Origin of the sequence: Pseudomonas sp. (genome assembly GCF_040514055.1) — a bacterium.
GTDB lineage: Bacteria > Pseudomonadota > Gammaproteobacteria > Pseudomonadales > Pseudomonadaceae > Aquipseudomonas.
Genome location: NZ_JBEVDL010000004.1, coordinates 14343 through 29129, shown reverse-complemented (window position 1 = coordinate 29129; position 14787 = coordinate 14343). Strand labels below are relative to the sequence as shown.

At 65.9% G+C, this 14787-nt stretch carries 12 protein-coding genes and 1 pseudogene; 1 reads left to right on the top strand and 12 read right to left on the bottom strand.

Annotated elements, in window-relative coordinates:
- Positions 1-34: 34 nt before the first annotated feature.
- Positions 35-1264 (top strand): acyl-CoA dehydrogenase, encoded by a 1230-nt coding sequence (locus ABWY06_RS01275; protein ID WP_353923740.1) that lies wholly within the window; start codon positions 35-37, stop codon positions 1262-1264.
- A gap of 24 nt (positions 1265-1288) precedes the next feature.
- On the opposite strand, the gene ABWY06_RS01270 is transcribed toward ABWY06_RS01275, so the two are convergent.
- From ABWY06_RS01270 to ABWY06_RS01215, 12 genes and pseudogenes are all read right to left on the bottom strand, one after another.
- Complete coding sequence (locus ABWY06_RS01270; protein ID WP_353923739.1) at positions 1289-1459, bottom strand: hypothetical protein; 171 nt, start codon at positions 1457-1459, stop codon at positions 1289-1291.
- 286 nt (positions 1460-1745) lie between these two features.
- The gene (pgi, locus tag ABWY06_RS01265; RefSeq protein WP_353923738.1) at positions 1746-3335 is read right to left on the bottom strand and encodes a glucose-6-phosphate isomerase; all 1590 of its coding nucleotides are present in this window, start codon (positions 3333-3335) and stop codon (positions 1746-1748) included.
- A 14-nt stretch (positions 3336-3349) separates the two neighbouring features.
- A complete protein-coding gene (xylB, locus tag ABWY06_RS01260; protein WP_353923737.1) occupies positions 3350-4852 on the bottom strand; it encodes a xylulokinase in 1503 nt (500 codons plus the stop codon).
- 9 nt (positions 4853-4861) lie between these two features.
- Positions 4862-5065 (bottom strand): annotated as a pseudogene (locus ABWY06_RS01255) (transaldolase family protein); the annotation flags it as partial.
- A gap of 14 nt (positions 5066-5079) precedes the next feature.
- A complete protein-coding gene (locus ABWY06_RS01250; RefSeq protein WP_353923736.1) occupies positions 5080-6561 on the bottom strand; it encodes a mannitol dehydrogenase family protein in 1482 nt (493 codons plus the stop codon).
- A gap of 94 nt (positions 6562-6655) precedes the next feature.
- The gene (locus tag ABWY06_RS01245; RefSeq protein ID WP_353923735.1) at positions 6656-7759 is read right to left on the bottom strand and encodes an ABC transporter ATP-binding protein; all 1104 of its coding nucleotides are present in this window, start codon (positions 7757-7759) and stop codon (positions 6656-6658) included.
- 78 nt (positions 7760-7837) lie between these two features.
- Positions 7838-8671: a carbohydrate ABC transporter permease gene (locus ABWY06_RS01240; RefSeq protein WP_353923734.1), complete on the bottom strand. Its 834-nt coding sequence runs from the start codon at positions 8669-8671 to the stop codon at positions 7838-7840.
- A 10-nt stretch (positions 8672-8681) separates the two neighbouring features.
- Complete coding sequence (locus ABWY06_RS01235) at positions 8682-9596, bottom strand: carbohydrate ABC transporter permease (RefSeq protein ID WP_353923757.1); 915 nt, start codon at positions 9594-9596, stop codon at positions 8682-8684.
- A 96-nt stretch (positions 9597-9692) separates the two neighbouring features.
- Positions 9693-10997: an ABC transporter substrate-binding protein gene (locus ABWY06_RS01230; protein ID WP_353923733.1), complete on the bottom strand. Its 1305-nt coding sequence runs from the start codon at positions 10995-10997 to the stop codon at positions 9693-9695.
- Positions 10998-11272: 275 nt separating this feature from the next.
- The gene (locus tag ABWY06_RS01225) at positions 11273-12502 is read right to left on the bottom strand and encodes a maltoporin (RefSeq protein WP_353923732.1); all 1230 of its coding nucleotides are present in this window, start codon (positions 12500-12502) and stop codon (positions 11273-11275) included.
- A gap of 212 nt (positions 12503-12714) precedes the next feature.
- A complete protein-coding gene (locus tag ABWY06_RS01220) occupies positions 12715-13608 on the bottom strand; it encodes an AraC family transcriptional regulator (protein WP_353923731.1) in 894 nt (297 codons plus the stop codon).
- A gap of 71 nt (positions 13609-13679) precedes the next feature.
- Positions 13680-14615, bottom strand: coding sequence for a carbohydrate kinase family protein (locus ABWY06_RS01215; RefSeq protein ID WP_353923730.1), 936 nt, complete (start codon positions 14613-14615; stop codon positions 13680-13682).
- Positions 14616-14787: the final 172 nt, after the last annotated feature.

Below are 14787 nucleotides of genomic sequence, written 5' to 3'. Positions count from 1 at the left end.
TGCCCCTTTCCACCGCCCCAGAAGGTACCTGCACATGGATTTTGCCTATTCGCCCAAGGTTCAAGCGTTGCGTGAGCGTGTCACGGCCTTTATGGAAAACCATGTCTACCCGGCCGAGGCCATTTTCGAGCAGCAAGTCGCCGAAGGAGATCGCTGGCAGCCCACAGCCATCATGGAGGAGCTGAAAACCAAGGCCAAGGCCGAGGGGCTGTGGAACCTGTTTCTGCCGGAATCCGACCTGGGCGCCGGGCTGACCAATACCGAATACGCGCCACTGGCCGAGATCATGGGCAGCTCGCTGATCGGTCCCGAGCCGTTCAACTGCGCGGCACCGGACACCGGCAATATGGAGGTGCTGGTGCGTTATGCCAACGAGGCGCAGAAGCAGCAGTGGCTGGAACCGCTGCTCAAGGGCGAGATCCGCTCCGCCTTTGCCATGACCGAGCCGGGCGTGGCCTCCTCGGACGCCACCAATATGCAGGCCCGCGCCGTGCGCGAGGGCGATGAATGGGTGATCAACGGACGCAAGTGGTGGACCTCCGGCGCCTGCGACCCGCGCTGCAAGATCATGATCTTTATGGGCCTGACCAATCCCGACGCACCGCGTCACCAGCAACATTCGATGATCCTGGTGCCCATGGACGCGCCAGGGGTGACGGTGGTGCGTGCGCTGCCGGTGTTCGGTTATGACGATGCGCCCCATGGCCACGCCGAAGTGCTGTTCGAGAACGTGCGGGTGCCCTACGACAGCGTGCTGCTGGGCGAGGGCCGTGGTTTCGAGATCGCCCAGGGTCGCCTCGGTCCCGGACGCATCCACCACTGCATGCGCTCGATTGGCATGGCCGAGCGGGCCCTGAAACTGATGTGCCAGCGTTCCGTCGAGCGCACCGCGTTCGGCCAGCCCCTGGCACGCCTGGGTGGCAATATCGACCTGATCGCCGACTCGCGCATGGAGATCAATATGGCGCGGCTGTTGACCCTGAACGCGGCGTACATGATGGACACCGTGGGCAACAAGATCGCCGCCAGCGAAATCGCCCAGATCAAGGTGGTGGCGCCGAACGTCGCCCTCAAGGTCATCGACCGGGCCATTCAGATTCATGGCGGCGCCGGGGTTTCCAACGATTTCCCGCTGGCCTACTGGTACGCCATGCAGCGCACCCTGCGCCTGGCCGACGGCCCGGACGAAGTGCACCGCATGGCGATCGGCAAGTTCGAGATCGGCAAGTACGTGCCCAAGGATGCCTTGCGCAGCCGTCACTGACGGGGGCTGATGTCCTGGCGGGGCTCAGGGGCGAAAATGTGGCAGCACCTGTTGGCCGAACGTCGAGATAAAGGCGGCCTGGTCGGGGTGGACGTTGTGCAGGTACAGGCGCTGGAAGCCCAGCGCCGCATCCTGCTTCAGCCACTCCAACTGCTGCCGGGCGCTGGCCGACACACGCACATGGGCAGCGACCATCAATGTGATGGGTATCGCTTCGCCCCGGTCGCTGGCGTTCAAGGCCGCAGGATGGGTTGAGCGCAGCGATACCCATCCTGCACATCCAAGCCACGAACGCTGAACCACAACGCTCTGCCGCGCGGGGGACGGCGGAGGTCCTGATGTGGACGGCGGCGAGCAGCCCTGACGCCAGGGTGTTGCCGGTCAATCAATGTCATGGGTATCGCTTCGCTCAACGCCATCCTACGGTGCACCCCAACGGTCTCTGGCGTTCAGGGCCTTGGCCTTGGCCTTGGCATATGGCTCAGCTGCGCAGGCGTGCCAGCAGGCCGGCGGTGGAACCGTCCAGGCCGTCCAGCGCGCCACTGCGCAGGCGTGGCAGCAGGTCACTGCAGAGCGCCTTGCCCAGTTCGACGCCCCATTGGTCGAAGCTGTTGATGCCCCACAGCGCGCCGCTGACAAAGACCCGGTGTTCGAAGAGGGCGATCAGGGCCCCCAACGCCCGCGGCGTCAGCGCTTCGAGCAGCAGCGTGCTGCTGGGGCGGTTGCCGGGAAAGGTCCGGTGCCGGGCCAGGATCGCCGGGTCCAGGTGCGGTGAGGCGGTCGGCGGGTTTTCCTCCAGCGCCTGGGCCGTGGTCTTGCCGAGCATCAGTGCCTGGGACTGCGCCAGGCCGCTGGCCAGCAGCTGGTGATGCTGATCAGGCCAGGCGTGGGCAGGGCGCTTGACCAGGATAAATTCCACCGGGATCACATCGGTGCCCTGGTGCAGCAGCTGAAAATAGGCGTGCTGGCCGTTGGTTCCCGGTTCACCCCAGATCACCGGGCTGGTGGCGAACGGCAGGGGCTCGCCCGCCAGGTCCACGCACTTGCCGTTGCTTTCCATCTCCAGCTGCTGCAGGTAGGCGGGCAGGCGTTTGAGGCCCTGGTGGTAGGGCGCGATGCTGCGGCTGGCGAAGCCGTGGAAGTTGCGGTACCAGATATCCAGCAGTCCCAGCCGAACGGGCAGGTTGAGGGCCATCGGCGCCTCGGCGAAATGCCGGTCCATGGCATGGGCGCCGGCCAGCAGCTCGCGAAACGCCGCGGCGCCGATGGCCAGGGCGATCGGCAGGCCAATGGTCGACCATAACGAATAGCGCCCACCGACCCAGTCCCAGAACTCGAAGCTGGTCTCGATGCCCAGTGCCTTGGCCGCCGACGCGTTGGCGGTGGTGGCGACGAAATGCCCGGCGATGTCTCGGCCGCCATTGCCCAGGAACCAGGCTTTCGCCGCCTGGGTATTGGCCAGGGTTTCCTGGGTGGTAAAGGTCTTGCTGGCAATGATAAACAGCGTCTCCTGGGGTTTTAGCGGGCGCAGCACCGGCTCCAGGTCGTGCCCGTCGACGTTGCCGACGAAATGCAACGACAGACCGGGCAGGGCCAGGGCCTCCAGTGCGCTCACCACCATCTGCGGCCCCAGGTCGCTGCCGCCAATGCCGATATTCACCACGTGGCGGATGCCGCGGTTGGCCCGCACGCTTTCGGCATACGCCAGCATGCGCTCCAGGCTGTCGTTGACCCGCTCGCTCAGCTCGCCACGTCCGCGCGGAGCCCGCAGGGCGCTGTGCAGCACCGCGCGACCTTCGGTGTGGTTGATCGCCGCCCCGGCGAACAGGCTGTCGCGCCGCGCCTCCAGCTGGCAGTCGCCTGCCAGGTCCAGTAGCAGCGCCTGGGTCGGGGCGTCGAGCAGGTTTTTCGACAGGTCGGCGAACAGCTCCGGAGCCTCTACGGCGAAGCGCTCGAAGCGATACGGATCGGCGGCGAAGGCCTGGCGCAGGTCGAAGTGCCGCCCGTGCTCGGCATAGTGCTGGCGCAGGGCGGCCCAGGCCGGGGTCTGGTCACAGCGCGGTGGGTGCATGGTTAGGACGCTCGTCAAGGGGAAGGGGCCGGGCCATACAGGGCATGCAGCTGTTCGCGGTAACGGCCATATACAGGTGCGTAAGCCGCGACGTGGGCGGCGATGGGGCTGACCGCGCTGTCGGGATCCAGGCTGACGCAGCGCTCGCAGAGGGTCGCCAGACTGGCGCTCGGATCGCTTTGCCGAGCCAGGCACCAGGCGGCCTGGATGGCCGCGCCCAAGGCTGCCGCTTCGCCGTGGCGGGTGCAGATCACCGGGGTGTCGGTGATGTCGGCGACCATCTGCCGCCACAGCGGGTTTTTCGCGCCGCCGCCGATCAGGCGAATGCCCTGGCTGTTCAGGCCGCCTTCGCGCAGTAGGTCGAGGCCGTAGCGCAGGCCGAAGGTGGTGCCTTCCACGACCGCACGACAGAGGTTGGCGCGGGTCAGGTTGTCGCTGGTCAATCCCAGCAGGCTGGCGTTGGCCTGGGGCAGGGCGGGCACCCGCTCGCCGTTGAGAAACGGCAGCATCAGCATGCCCCCGGCCCCGATCGGCGCCTGGGCCAGCAGTCCGTTGAACGACGCCAGGTCCAGCGCCAACAGGTCGCGGACGGCCGCGTTGGCGTTGGTCAGGTTCATGGTGCAGATCAGCGACAGCCAGCCGCCGCTGGACGAGCAGAAGCTGGCCACTTCCGGCAGCGGACTGACCGCGGGTTGGTCCGAATAGGCATAGAGAGTGCCGGAGGTGCCGAGGCTCATGGTGATCACCCCCGGGCGGATATTGCCGGTGCCGATGGCGCCGAGCATATTGTCGCCGCCCCCGCTGGCCACCAGGGTGCCGGCGGGCAGGCCCAGCCGCGTGGCCACCGCGGGCAGCAGCCGGCCGGCCGGCTGGTGCGCTTCGAGCAGCTGTGGCAAGGCCGCTTGCAGACGTCCGCTGGGGTCGATATGGCGCAGCAGCGCGGTGTCCCAACAACGCCGCCGCACATCGAAGTAACCGGTGCCCGAGGCATCGCCGTACTCGCTGCAGGCTCTCCCGGTCAGCCAGTGGTTGATGTAGTCGTGGGGCAGCAATAAGTGGGCGATGCGGGCAAAGACCTCGGGATGCCGCTCGCGGGTCCAGAGCAGCTTCGACACCGTGTAGCCGGGGGCGATGGCCACGCCCAGGCGCTCCAGGGAGCCCCGGGGGCCGCCCAGGTGCTCCAGCAGCCGGGCATTTTCATCGGCGGATTCGGTGTCGCACCAGAGTTTGGCCGGGCGCAGCAGCGCGCCCTGAGCGTCGAGCAGGACCAGGCCGTGCTGCTGGCCGGAGACGCCGATGCCGCGCACCGCCGTACCCGTGGCACCGGCGGCGCGCAGGGCCTGGCGGGTCGCCTGCTCGCAGGCGTTGAGCCACTGTGCGGGGTCCTGTTCGCGGCGCCCCGGGGCGCCGCCGATCAGGTCATGGGCTGCCGCGCCTTCGCCCAGCACCTGGCCGCTGTCGGCGTCCAGCAACAGCGCCTTGGTGCCCTGGGTGCCGCAATCGATACCGAGAAACATAAGCCGTCCTCAGGAGGTGCCGCGCAGCTGCAGCAGCTGCTGTTCGACCAGCGCCTCGAGGCGCTGCTGGTCGGCATGGAAACCACGGATACCCTCGGCCAGTTTCTCCGTGGCCATGGCGTCCTGGTTTATCTGCCAGCGGAACTGCGCTTCATCCAGGGGCGCCGGGCGCGGCGCGCGCTGATCCTCGGCAAGCATATGGCGCTCGAGCTGCGTCAGCAGGCTGCTCATCGCCGCGCTCCCACTAACGCGGCCAGGGTCCCTTCTACGCCCCGTTGACGCAGGCTCCGCAGGCTGCGCTCGAAGGCCGCGACAAAGGCCGGGTGTTGCACCTGGGTGCCCAAGATCTCCCTTGCGCCGAGGACACGCTCGACCAGTTGCGCCTCGTCGGCCACCAGGCCTTGGCAGTAGTCCGCCCGCGGATCGACCACGGCGAAACCCTGGCCCTGTTCGTCGACCCCCTTGAGGTGCAGCGCCCAGGCGGCCACCACCAGGGCCACGCGGTCCAGGGGGCGGCCTTCCTCGATCAGGCGCTCGAGGGTGGGCAGGATAAACTTGGGCAATTTCGAGGAGCCGTCCGAGCAGACCCGTTCCAGCTGGTCGGCGATTGCCCGATTGGAAAAACGCTCGATCAACTGGACCTTGTAGGCCTCCAGGTCGATGCCCGGGACGGGGGCCAACTGTGGCGTCACATCCTGGTCCATAAACTCACGGACATAGGCGACGAACAGTGGGTCGGCCATGGTCTGGTGAACGAACCGGTGGCCCCTGAGCACGCCCAGGTAGGTGAGTGCCAGGTGGCTGCCGTTGAGCAACTTGATCTTCATCGCCTCGTAGGGCGTGACGTCATCGGTGAACTGTACGCCTACCCGCTCCCAGGCCGGCCGACCGTTGATGAAATTGTCCTCCAGTACCCACTGCATAAACGGCTCGCAGACCACCGGCCAGGCATCCTCCAGGCCATGCCGGCGGCTCAGCTCGGCCTTGTGCGCGACGCTGGTCATGGGGGTGATTCGATCGACCATGGCATTGGGGAAACTGACCTGCTCGGCGATCCAGACAGCCAGCGCCGGGTTCACCCGCTCGGCGAAGGCCAGCAGGGCCTTGCGCGCCACCGCGCCGTTGTGCGGCAGGTTATCGCAGGACATCAGGGTAAAACCGGGCAGGCCCTGGTCGCGGCGCTTGGCCAGGGCCGCCAGGAGGAAGCCGAATACACTGACGGGGGCCTCGGGGTGGGCGATGTCGTGCTGGATAGGCGCCAGTTCGGCATTGAATTCACCGCTGCTGTCGTCCAGGCAATAACCGCCTTCGGTAATGGTCAGCGAAACGATGCGGATGGCCGGATCGGCCAAGGTGTCGATCACCGCCTGGGCCGATTCCTCGGCCAGCAGCATGGCGCCCACCGCGCCGACCACCCGCACCGGGTTGTTTGGCGCATCGCTGAGCTGCACCAGGCTGTACAGGTAATCCTGGGCGGCCAGGGCATCGCGCACCGCGCGGTCCTCCGGGCGCAGGCCGATCCCGCAGATGCCCCAGTCCAGGCTGTCGAGGCCGGCGTTGAACAGCGCTTCGGTGTAGACCGCCTGGTGCGCGCGATGGAAACCGCCCACGCCGATATGGGCGATGCCCTGGCGCCGGCGCTCGAGGGCATAGGCCGGCACATCGATGGCGGTTGGGAGCGCGCCGAGGTTCTGCTGGTTGAGTTTCATCTCATGTCTTCCAAAAAAAGCCGATCGAATCCGTCCGTCCCACACAGGGACGGTGGATGCGCAGTACGTTGAGCCGCGCAGCGTGCGCGCGGATTTAGGCGGCCTGTCGCAGCGCCAGGCCGATCGCCAGGCCACGTTCATCGAACAGGTGGCAGTGGGCCGGGTCGAGCGCCAGGTCCAGGCATTGGCCGTAACCGCGGGTGAAGTCGCCGCGAATGCGCAGGGTCAGTGGCTCGCCGGAGCGGGTGCGCACATGGCAGAAAGTGTCGCTGCCCAGGCGCTCGCTGACGTCGGTGGTCACGCTCAGGCAGCCCTGGCCTGGCTCGGCCACACTCAAGTGCTCGGGACGCACGCCCAGGGTGACCGGGCTGCCGATGGCCAGCGTCGCGCCGCTGCGCGGCAGGGTGATCGAGCCACCCGCGTCCAACTCAAGGGTGCAGCTGGCGGCGCCCAGCTGGGTGACCCGGCCCTTGAGAAAGCCCATCTTCGGGGTGCCGAGAAAGCCGGCGACGAACAGGTTGGCCGGGTGGTGGTAGAGCTCCAGGGGCGAGCCCACCTGCTCCACGCGCCCGCCATTGAGCACCACCACCTTGTCGGCCAGGGTCATGGCTTCGACCTGGTCGTGGGTCACGTAGATCATGGTGGCCTTGAGTTCCTGGTGCAGGCGCGCCAGTTCCAGGCGCATCTGTACGCGCAGCGCCGCATCGAGGTTGGACAGGGGTTCGTCGAACAGGAACACCTTGGGGTTGCGCACGATGGCGCGGCCGATGGCGACCCGCTGGCGCTGGCCGCCGGACAGCTGGCGCGGCTTGCGCTCCAGCAACTGGTCGAGGCCGAGGATGTGCGCGGTGTCCTTGATCTTCCTGTCCACCTCGGCCTTGGGCACCCCGGCCAGGTCGAGGGCGAAGGACATGTTCTTGCGCACGGTCATGTGCGGGTAAAGCGCGTAGGTCTGGAACACCATGGCCAGGTCGCGCTTGGCCGGACTGGCTTGGGTGATATCGCGCCCGTCCAGTTCGATGCTGCCGTGGGTGACGTCTTCCAGGCCGGCGATCAGCCGCAGCAGGGTCGACTTGCCGCAGCCGGAGGGGCCGACGAAGACCACGAATTCGCGGTCGCGGATATCCAGGTCGATACCCTGGATAATGGCCTGGCCATCGAAGCCTTTTTGCAGGTTGCGGATTTTCAGATCAGCCATGGTGAAGGCCTCGGGCAAGGTAAACAGGCACGGCCGGGCGCGGCCATTGAATAAGGGCGGGCGAGGGCAGTAGCGGCTTCATTTCACCGCTCCAAAAGACAGGCCGCGCACCAGTTGCTTCTGGCCGATCCAGCCGAACAGCAGGATCGGCGCGCAGGCCAGGGTCGAGACGGCCGACAGCTTGGCCCAGAACAAGCCTTCAGGGCTGGAGTAGGAGGCGATCAGGGCCGTCAGCGGCGCGGCGCTGGACGCGGTCAGGTTGAGCGACCAGAACGCCTCGTTCCAGCAGAGGATCAGCGACAGCAACACGGTGGAGGCCAGGCCGCCCTTGCTGATGGGCAGCAGCACCCGGACGATTTCCTGCAGGGTGGTGGCGCCGTCCATGCGCGCGGCTTCGAGGATGTCCCGGGGGATGTCCTTGAAATAGGTGTAGATCATCCAGACCATGATCGGCAGGTTGATCAGGGTGTAGATCACAATCAGCACGCTACGACTGTCCAGCAGGCCCAGGCTCTTGGCCAGCAGGTAGATCGGCATCAGCACGCCCACCGGCGGCAACATCTTGGTCGAGAGCATCCACAGCAGCGTGCGCTTGGTCCTTTTGCTCTCGAAAAAGGCCATGGAGTAGGCGGCCGGCACGGCCAGCAGCATGCCCAGCAGCGTGGCGCCGAAGGAGATGGTCACCGAGTTCCAGGCGTACTTCAGGTAGTCGCTGCGGTCCTGGATCAACAGGTAGTTCTCCAGGGTCGGGCTGAAAAAGAACTGCGGCGGCGTGGCGAAGGCGTCGATCTCGGTCTTGAAGCTGGTCATCAGCATCCACAGAATGGGGAAGAACAGCAGCAGCGCGACCGTCCAGGCCAGCACGCCGATCAGGCCGGTGTGCAGGCGACGGGTTTGGTTGAGCGTCAGCATCATGGGCTCCCTAGTGCTTGTCCGTGAGGTTCTTGCCGAGCATGCGCACCAGCACGAAGGCCGCGATATTGGCCAGCAGCACGGCGATCAGGCCGCCGGCCGAGGCGGTGCCGACATCGAATTGCAGCAGCGCCTGGCTGTAGATCAGGTAGGCCAGGTTGGTCGAGGCATAACCCGGCCCGCCGCTGGTGGTGGTGAAGATCTCGGCGAAGATCGACAGCAGGAAAATCGTCTCGATCATCACCACCACCGCGATCGGCCGCGCCAGGTGGGGCAGGGTCAGGTGCCAGAAGATCGCCACGGCCCCGGCGCCGTCCAGGCGCGCCGCTTCCTGTTGTTCCTGGTCCAGGGACTGCATGGCGGTCATCAGGATCAGGATGGCGAAGGGCAGCCATTGCCAGGCGACGATGATCACGATCGACAGCAGCGGGTACTGGGCCAACCAGTCCACCGGCTGGGCGCCAAAAAATTTCCAGAGCGCCGCCAGCACGCCGGACACCGGGTGGAAGATCAGGTTCTTCCAGACCAGCGCACTGACCGTGGGCATGATAAAAAACGGCGAAATCAGCAACACCCGGACGATGCCGCGGCCGGTGAACTCGGCGGCCTCCAGCAGGGCGGAGATCAGCACCCCAAGCACCACGCTGATCAGCAGCACGCTGGCGACCAGGATCAGGGTATTGCCCATGCCCGGCAGAAAGCCGGCGTCGGTGATGAAGTAGCTGAAATTTTCCAGGCCGACGAAGGCCTTCTCTCCGGGGTACAGCAGGTTGTAGCGGATCACCGAGAAATACAGGGTCATGCCCAGGGGCACGATCATCCACAGCAGCAGCACGGCCACCGAGGGGCTGACCAGCCAGCCGCCGGGGGCGCGTTTGCGCGCTGCGCGCGCGGTCTGAACGGTGGCGCCAACCGGCGCCGCCATGGTTTCGAACAGGCTACTCATGCACTCACTCCATCATGCCGGCGGGCGCGGGGCGTGATCGCTCCCGCAGGACGATCCGCGCCCCTGGGGGCGGGCTTACTTGGGATAACCGGCGCGTTTCATTTCCCGGCTGCTGGCCTGCTGGGCCGCTTGCAGGGCCTGCTCCACCGTGGTCTGCCCGGTCAGGGCGGCGGCGAACAGTTGGCCGACCTGGGTACCGATGGCCTGGAACTCGGGAATGGTCACCAGCTGGATGCCGACATAGGGCACCGGCTTGATGCTGGGGCTGGCCGGATTGGCGTTTTTCATCGACTGCAGGGTGATCGCGGCAAAGGGCGCGGCAGCCATATAGGCCTCGTTGTAGGTGGAGGCCCGGGTGCCCGGCGGCACGTTGGCGACCCCGTCCGTACTGGCCACCAGCTCGGCGTACTGCTTGGACGTGGCCCAGGTGGTGAAGGCCTTGGCCGCCGCCTGCGCCTTCGAGGTGCTGGGGATGGCCAGGGACCAGGAGTACAACCAGGCCGAGCCCTTGGCGGTGCTCTGCTGCGGGGCGAAGGCGAAGCCGACCTTGTCGGCCACCTTGCTCTGGGCAGTGTCGGTGACAAAGGAGCCGGCCACGCTGGCATCGACCCACATCGCGCACTTGCCGCTGTTGAACAGCGCCAGGTTCTCGTTGAAACCATTGCTCGACGCGCCCGGTGGGCCAAAGCTGCCCAGGGTCCGCACGTAATAGGTCAGCGCCTGGGTCCATTCCGGACCGGTGAATTCAGGCTGCCACTGCTCGTCGAACCAGCGGGCGCCGTGGGCATTGGCCAGGGTGGTGATCAACGCCATGTTCTCGCCCCAGCCGGCCTTGCCACGCAGGCACAGGCCATATTGCTCCTGCTCGGGCTTGTGCAGTTTCGCGGCGAACTCGGCCATTTGCGTCCAGGTCGGGTGCTCGGGCATCGCCAGGCCGGCGGCGGCGAACAGGTCGCGGCGATAGTAGGTCATCGAACTTTCGGCGTAGAACGGCAGGGCGAAGAGCGTGCCGTTGACCGACAGCCCTTCGCGCACCGAAGGAAACACGTCGTCCAGGGCATAGTCGGCCGGCAGCCCGGTCATGGGCGCCAACCAGCCCTTGGCGCCCCACAGCGCGGCTTCGTACATACCGATGGTCAGCACGTCGAACTGGCCGCCCTGGGTGGCGATATCGGTGGTCAGGCGCTGACGCAGCACGTTTTCCTCAAGCACCACCCAGTTCAGGGTGATGCCGGGATGGGCCTGTTCGAAGGATTTGGAAAGCCGCTGCATGCGGATCATGTCGCTGTTGTTGACCGTGGCGATGGTCAGGGTTTCGGCGGCCGCGGCGCTGGACAGGGCCAGCAGGCCGAGGGCGAGCAGGGTTTTACTTGCAGTCATCTCACACTCTCTTGTGCGCCCGGGGGCGCCAGTCGATTATTGTTTTTGTAGGCTTCCGGGCGGCGTATCGCCCTGTGTGAAGAAGCGTCTCGAGGCTCATTACACCGCCGCCGGGCCCGACTTACAAAGCCTTGGCCCCACCTGAACCGATACTATTTTGCACTCCGCCGGTAGGGCATCGATCTCGGTGGGTGCAGTCAGACCGCGGCGGGCGCGCCAGGCGCACCAGGGGCGTGCCCGGGCACTGCCTGGATTGCGTATCGGTTCGCCGGTGCCTACCACCAGTGTTCGACTTGCAGGCCAAGGGTCGAGCCGTGACGCGCATCGCCGAAGTTGCCGCTGTCGGACAGCGAGGAACCGGCGTCCAGCAGGCTGGCGGCGTCCTGGGCCGCCTGGTTCCACTGCGCGTAGGTGTAGAACAGGCGCACTTCAGGGCGGTCGCGAAAGCCCGGACCACTGGGTGACCAGGTGGGCGCCAGGGTCAGCTTGTTCAACCTGCGCACTCCGTCCGTGGCATCGACCTGGTCGTGCCCCAGTTCGAGCTGCAGCTTGAACTGGTCGGTCAGCGCATAGACCGGGCGCACGCCCGCTGACAGCCAATCCTGGTCGGCCCCGTCGGGGCGTTTGTCCTTCTGGTAGACCACCTGGAACTGCCCACTGAGGCGCGGGGTCAGCTGCCAATCGAAGTACTCGACCAGGCGGTAACTCTTGGCCGAGCGGTCCAGGCCGCTATCACCGGTGCTGCCCAGACCGGTGCCCGGGCCCTCGCCGTATTGCAGGGCGACCGTGTTGCGGGTGCCGGCACCGAGAAAATCCAGTTGCTGGTGCTGGGCGGTCAGGCTCCAGCCGCTGTGGGCTGCGTCCCGGGTGTCGGGCTTGTCCAGATAACTGAAGCCGAACTCCAGCGCGCCACCGGGGTTGACGTCGATGCCGCCGACGTTGAAATCATGTCGGTTGATATAGCGCTGCTGGTCGATATTGTCCTTGCGCGAGAAGGCGTAGCTGTATTTCAGCCCGCCCAGTTCCACGTCTTCCAGGCCTATGCCGGTGGCGGTCTGGTTCCAGTAGAAGAAGTCGGACATATGAATGTCGTTGCGCTTGTAGAAACGCCGCCCAGCCCAGAGGGTGCCCTGGTTCAGCGCGGCGATATCGCGCCAGTAGGCGTAGGCCTGGGGCATCCGTGTCTGGCCGAACTCACCGTCGAAACGGGGGGTATGGTCGTAGGCATTGCTCAGGCTAAGCATGCCGTAGACGCCCAGCTGGGAGCCGTCGTCGAGGGTCAGCAGATCCTGTTTCAGGGCAAGTTCGGCGTACTGCTCGCATTCGTTGCCGAGGCGGTACTTGGACGCGGCGCCGGGCAGGCGAAAGCAGCTTTGCGAACCATGGCCCGAGGAATCGCCCAGGCCGCCGCGCAGGTAACCGGTGAATTCCGCGGCCTGGAGGGTGCCGCTGGCGAGCAGGCAAGCGCACGACAACGCCAGGCGCCGGTGGGTCTTGTGAGTCATCTTGTGTCCTTTCTTATTGTTGTAATGGGCGGGCGCGCGAGGTGTCGCAGACGCCCGGGCCTATTACAACGAGCGGCGCCAGGCAGGACAAAGCCTGGGCCATACCGCGATCCGTATTATTTTGCACTGTGGGAAACGGGCTGTGCCCCGGCGGCGGCGCAACCGCGAACGGGTCGAGCGGAGCGAGCCCGGCAGGACGCGCAGAACGGCGGCTAGCCGAGGTTTTGCTCGGTCAGGCGTTGCACCACCAGCCGGCGGTAGTGCGAGGGGGTCATGCCTTTGAGTTGCTGGAAACGCCGGTTGAAGTTCGACAGGTTGTTGAAGCCCGACTCGAAGCAGACATCGGTGACTGGTCGCTTGCCGTCGGCCAGCAGTTCGCAGGACTTGCTGATGCGCAGGCTGTTGACGAACTCGACGAAGCAACGGCCGGTGGCCTGCTTGAAGAACCGCGAGAAATAGGTGGCTTTCATGCCCAGGTGATCGGCCACTTCCTCCAGCGGCAACTCGCGCATGTAGTGCTGGAAGATGTAATTGACCGCGAGGTTGGTACGGTCGACGTTGTTGTCGTCTCCCAGTTGCGCCGAGGTGCTGCCCGACAGCAGCTGATAGTCGTCGCTGCTGGCGAGCAGCTCCAGCAGGATCAAAAAATACCCCAGGCGCGCCATGCCGCTGCTGTCGGCGATGGACTGCATCAGATCCTTGGCCTGGCCGATGGTGTGCCGGCAATGGAACTCGATGCCGTAGCGCGCCCGTTCGAACAGTGGCGCCAGCCGGCGCAGCTCGCTGAACACCTGGGTGCCGGACTCGAACAACTGGTCGGTGAAATTGACCAGCATGTCGCGCTGGGGCACCACCTGGTCGTCCTCCAGCTGGCTGATCCAGTTATGCGGCAGGTGCGGCCCGGTGAGAAACAGACTGTCCGGGCCGAAGTTGCCGATGTAATCGCCGATAAAGACCTTGCCGGAGCTGGCGACTATCAGGTGCAACTCGTACTCCTGGTGATTGTGCCAGCGCACCAGGTGGCAGGGAAAACCGTGCTCGCGGTAGATCAACGAGTGGCCGTCGTGATCGTCCATCAATTCATAGGAGGGGTCCGTGGTTTTCATGCTTCTCACGCGGGGGCAATGAACGCGATTTTATAAACCCTTTTGGCCGCCTGGGCCATCGGCGCGCAGGGCTACAGGGGCAGCTCGTGGCGGTAAGGCAGTTGCGGACCCAGCCGCGAACAGGTGAGGGCCGCGGCTGTTACGGCGAATGCCAGCAACGCGTCCAGTTGCCGAGGGGTGATCAGGGCCAGGCTCTCGGGGTTGTCCAGGCCCTGTTCGTGCAGGTAGGCGAGCACCGCGGCCTGGAAGCTGTCACCGGCGCCGACCGTGTCGCGGGTCACCACCGCTCGTGCTGGCTGCGAACGCTGACCGTGGCGGCGGCTGAACAGGCTGGCGCCTTGCCGGCCGCGGGTCAGCAACACCAGTTCGCAGCGATGGTCGAGCCAGCCCTGGGCCAGGTGTTCCGGATCCTCGCCTGGGTAGAGCAGCGCCAGGTCCTCGTCGCTGACCTTGATCAGGTGAGCGTGGCGGGCGAACGCCTCGATGCGTGCACGCCAACGCAGCAGGTCGGGCTCGACGTTGAGCCGTATATTGGGGTCCAGGCTGATCAGCCGCCGCCCACTTTCCCGCTCGACCAGTGCCAGCAGGGTGGTGCCGATCGGCTCGACCACCAGGGAATAAGACCCCAGGTGCAGGCCGCGTACCTGCTCGGCCAGCTTCGGCAGATGCTGCAACAGGCGATCGGCGCAGCCTTCGCCGCGGAAGCTGTATTGCGGCGCCCCCAGGGCGTCGACCCCGACCATGGCCAGGGTGGTCGGCGCATCGACCTCGAGCACCTGCTCGGTGCCGACTCCTTCGTCGACCAGTACCTGGTGCAGACGGCGGCCCAGGTGGTCGCGCGACAGTCCGGCGAACAAGCCGACCGGCACGTCCAGACGCGCCAGCCCAACCGCGACGTTAAAGGGCGAGCCGCCGGCGATGGCGCGGTACAGCAGCTGGTTGCCGGGTACTTCGGCAGTGGACTCGAGGAAAAAATCGAACAGGGCTTCGCCACACACCAGGTACATAAGGGGGCTCCAGGGGTCGCTTTATTATTCTTGGTTTGGCTGCAAACCCGGGCAGGTTACTGCGCCCGCGCCCTGCGGCGACAGTACCCCTATGCGAATCGACTGATACTAATTTGCAGTGCGGCGTGGCGCAGCCATCGGCATTCGCCGAAGTCCCTGTGGCACCGCGAAA